Annotated in this window: 1 protein-coding gene; it reads left to right on the top strand. The window is 52.7% G+C overall.

What is annotated here, in order from left to right; all coding sequences use genetic code 11:
* Positions 1–203 (top strand): bacteriophage T4 gp5 trimerisation domain-containing protein (locus BZJ21_RS16070; RefSeq protein WP_449329006.1); only part of this gene is annotated, 203 nt, incomplete at both ends.

Here is a 203-nt window from a genome sequence, read left to right as displayed (position 1 = left end):
TATCATGCCACCAATGTGCCGCCTTATACCTTACCGGCACACAAAACCAAGACGGTTTGGCGCAGCGAGAGCCACCAAGGCGAGGGCTACAACGAGCTCACGTTCGAAGACCAATCGGGCAGTGAGCAAGTGTATTTACACGCACAAAAAGATTGGCACACCGAGGTAGAAAACGACCGCGTGACCGAGATAGGTCATGACAA

It is taken from the genome of Salinivibrio costicola subsp. alcaliphilus (assembly GCF_001996185.1).
GTDB lineage: Bacteria > Pseudomonadota > Gammaproteobacteria > Enterobacterales > Vibrionaceae > Salinivibrio > Salinivibrio costicola.
The sequence above is the reverse complement of the archived record's forward strand: the minus strand, read 5'-3'. Positions and strand labels throughout refer to the sequence as shown.